Consider the following 3,794-nt stretch of genomic DNA (forward strand, 5'->3'; position numbering starts at 1 on the left):
GCCGCCGCCACGAGGATTCTCGTGGCGGTCCCAATCGGCGGGCCGGTCGTAGTCACGGCCGCGGTCGTTGTGCGAATCGCGGTCGGGGTACTGATTGTCGCCGCTGTTCAGGTGGTCCTCCCAGCCGTCGTAATCCTGCCGGTGGTGGTCCTTGTAGCCGTAGTGGCCGTTGTCGTCCCAGCCGAAATCGTCGTTGTCGCCGAAGTCGTCGCCGTCCCAGGCCTGATGATCGTTGTCGTCCCAGCCGTTGCTGTCCCAGCCGGAGCTATCGCCGAAGCTGTCGCTGGAATCGCTGCTGACGTGGGTCGCGCCGATCTGATCGGCGAGGGCGGGGCCGGCGCCGACGGCCAGCGGCGCGAGGGTGATGACGGCGAGCGCGGCGATCCGCGCCGCGAGACGGCGGGCGCGCTGTTCGTGGTTTCGGTTCATCGGTGGGGTCCTCACTCGGTCACGCCCCCGTTCGTCCTCCGGGGCGGATCGCACTTCGGGAGTGCTTATTGATACACCGGCTACCGTACCGCTGAATAACGGTACGTTCAATAGGTAGGTGTCAAGCGGGGTGATCGGCGCGACCGCCGACCGGGTGGTTTCACCCGCCGCCTCGCACCGCGCCGCCACACGGGGTTTGCGGCGTGTGGGACACAGCGGTGACATATACGGCTACGGTGGTGAGGAACACCGTCGAGCAGCCGTCCGGCTGCCGAATCCGCGGGACCCGGCCGCGACTTGCCCCCGGGCCCACGGAAGCTCCGCTCGGCAGCCCGGACCGAGTGCCATGGGTTTCGATGGGTATCCCCGAAAAGTCCCGCCCCGATCCGACTCGGACCGCCGGCGGGACACCCCCTCGACCTCTGCCGTACGGAACTCGTGCCGGCAGCGCACACCGAAGATCGGAGCACGACCATGCACGACGACCATCCCGGGCTGTTCAGTCACGTCCCCGCCGAACCCGAGCCGTACGCGTTACCGGCCGATGATCGCCGTCCGGTCTTTCTCACCGCCGCCCCCGAGGCCGATAGTCCCGCCGTGCCGAACGCCGGTACCAGGTAACGATGTCGGGCCGGGCGCAGGACCTCGGCTATGCGGCGGGCTGGCGCCTGGTACGGGCCCTGCCGCACCGCTCGGCGGTTCGCCTGTTCGACGCGGCCGCCGACCGGATCGCCCGTCGTGACGGCGGTCCGGTCCAGTTGCGGCGCAACCTCGCCCGAGTCCTCGGCGTCGACCCCGCGCAGGTTCCGCCGGAGCTGGTCCGGGCGAGTCTGCGTTCCTATGCCAGGTATTGGCGGGAGGCCTTCCGGTTGCCCGCGATGGATCCGTATGCGCTGGCGGACACCATCGAGTCCGCGGCCACCGGACTCCACCGGATCCGGGAGGCGTACGCCGCCGGTCGCGGGGTGGTGATCGCCCTGCCGCACAGCGGGAACTGGGACCTCGCCGGGGTCTGGCTCGTGCAGCGGGTCGGTACGCCGACCGTGGTCGCCGAGCGTCTGCGGCCGGAGTCGCTGTTCCGCCGGTTCGTCCGCTTCCGGGAAGGGCTCGGCTTCGAGATCATCCCGCTCACCGGCGGCGACACACCCCCGTTCCGGTTGCTCACCGACCGGCTGCGCGGGGGTGGTGTGGTCTGTCTGCTCGGTGAGCGCGATCTGTCCGGCCGGGGCGTGCCGGTGACCTTCTTCGGCGCGCCGGCGCGGCTACCCGCCGGTCCCGCGCGGCTGGCCATCGATACGGGCGCGCCGCTGTTGCCCGTGCACTGCTGGTTCACGGCGGACGGATGGGGATTCTCGGTCGGGGACCCGATCGATACCTCCCGCGGGGTCCAGGAGGCCACCCAGGAGCTGGCCGACCGGTTCGCCGCCGGTATCGCCGCCCACCCCACGGACTGGCACATGTTGCAGCGGGTCTGGACGGAGGGATGAGGGGGTGCCGCCGGGCCGCTCGGGCGGGCGCCGGATCTGCCCACGTCGGCCGCTCGCGAGCCGGGGGAATAAGCGCCGACTCCTGACAGTTACACCTTTATCCGCCTTGAAGTCGGTACAGCGTTTACCCAGGTCGTAGAAAAATTGTAGAACCACGCGCTGGACAAAAGGCGAACCGGGCGGGGTATCTCCTGGAGATGTTGTCCGGGCGGGCCGGACTGCCAACGAGTTGAGCGACTTGGCGGTCGCTCGTCGCAGGTGCCGGTTCACAGATGGACATGCGCTCGGGTCTGCCACCCGCACCGGAGGTCTCGGCCCGGCATGATCGGTGCGGTGAAGCGGCGCGTGCGCCGACAATGCGGTCGCAGACCGGATTTCGACCGGTGCGACCGGGAGATACGCGGCAGAGGCAGATGGGGCTACTGTAGTGAGGAACACCGTCGAGCAGCCGATCGGCTGCCGAATCCGACAGGACCTCCTTCGAGCTACCGCAGTCCCGCTACCTCCGGGCGAGGGGGTTGCTCCACTCGGCATTCCGGCGCGGAGTCTCACCGGGTTCGGATAGGTATCCCCGGAAGGCCCGGACCGCCGGTCGGCCGGACCGCACCACCACAGGACGCGCATCTCGACCCTGCCTGCCGCGACTTTCACCGGCAGCGCACACCGAAGATCGGAGTACAAAAATGCACGACGACAACCTGGGACTATTCAGTCACGTCCCCACCGAACCCGAGCCGTACTCGACACCGGCCGATGCTCCACAACCGGTGTTCCTTACCGCGGTGCCCGAGCCGGACACCGCCACCCGCCCGGACGCCGGTTCCAGGTAGGCCGGTTCCAGCCGGGGCCGGCGCGTGTGCTGCCCGGCCGGTGGGCGGTCCGTCTGAAAACGAAGGTCTCGAGACTCGGTCGGGCCTTGTGCCGCCTGGCCGAGGGGGCGGCGAGCGGGTTTCCATGCAGATTACTGGCGGAGTCGCGGTGGTGTTGATCATTTTGCGACCGTCGTGCTGCTGACCGCCGTGCAGCCCCTGTCGGGGCGAGGTGGCGGGTCGGGCGAGCCTACGAGGGAAGTGCGGAAGCGACCACCAGCGGGCCCCTACACGACCTTGCGAGGAATGAGCCCAAGGCGCCCCCTCTGTTCACCTGCACCAACCCGAATGTAATGGCCATAACATGGGGACGTGATAGAGGGTTCAGGGGCAGCGCGCCGGGTTCGGCTGGGGGTCGTGGAGCAATCGTGAGTGGCTGGATTGTCGGCGTCGCGGCCGGTGTCGCTGTAGCGGTGCTGGTGGTCTGGTTGTGCTTGGTCGTCGCATTGGCGATCGTGCGGCCCAAAGGCGGGCTGCTGCGGGAGGCGATGCGGATCCTGCCCGATACCGTGCGCCTGATCCGGCGCTTGGCCGGCGACCGGGATCTGCCGCGAGGAGTGCGGGTCCGGCTGTGGCTGCTGCTGGCCTACCTCGCCGCCCCGATCGATCTCATCCCCGATGTGATCCCGGTGCTCGGCTACGCCGACGACGCCATCATCGTCACCGCGGTCCTGCGCAGTGTCGTGCGCCGGGCCGGGCTGGAACCGGTACGCGCGCAGTGGCCCGGCACCGACGACGGCTTCACCGCCCTGGCCCATCTCACCGGCCTGGACACAACCACGCGGTGATCCGGAGCAGACTTCCGTTCGTCCGCGGTGCGGCCGGGCCATCTTCGAAGCACCCTGGCCGAGCGTGCGGAGGCTCACTCTTCGGGGAGTGACGGCAGGTCTGTGGCATACTGGAGGTGAGTACGAGTTGTTGAAGTGATCGCTCGGCTCGCAACAGGAAGTAAAATAACAGTATGTCGCAAGGCAGTGTGAAGTGGTTCAACGGCGAAAAGGGCTTCGGG

The 3,794-nt window shown here is 68.7% G+C and carries 3 protein-coding genes; 2 read left to right on the top strand and 1 reads right to left on the bottom strand.

Annotated elements, in window-relative coordinates:
• The coding region (locus ACLML9_RS28060) for a hypothetical protein (protein ID WP_411948319.1) at positions 1-429 on the bottom strand (429 nt) is incomplete at its 3' end.
• 623 nt (positions 430-1,052) lie between these two features.
• Between ACLML9_RS28060 and ACLML9_RS28065 the strand changes: the two genes are divergently transcribed.
• Both ACLML9_RS28065 and ACLML9_RS28070 read left to right on the top strand, forming a co-directional pair.
• A complete protein-coding gene (locus ACLML9_RS28065; protein ID WP_411948320.1) occupies positions 1,053-1,916 on the top strand; it encodes a phosphatidylinositol mannoside acyltransferase in 864 nt (287 codons plus the stop codon).
• Between the two features lie 1,237 nt (positions 1,917-3,153).
• On the top strand, positions 3,154-3,573 hold the full coding sequence (locus ACLML9_RS28070) for a YkvA family protein (protein WP_411948321.1): 420 nt from the start codon (positions 3,154-3,156) through the stop codon (positions 3,571-3,573).
• Positions 3,574-3,794 lie beyond the last annotated feature (221 nt).

The organism is Nocardia sp. NPDC002869 (assembly GCF_046764065.1).
GTDB classification, from domain to species: Bacteria; Actinomycetota; Actinomycetes; order Mycobacteriales; family Mycobacteriaceae; genus Nocardia; species Nocardia rhamnosiphila.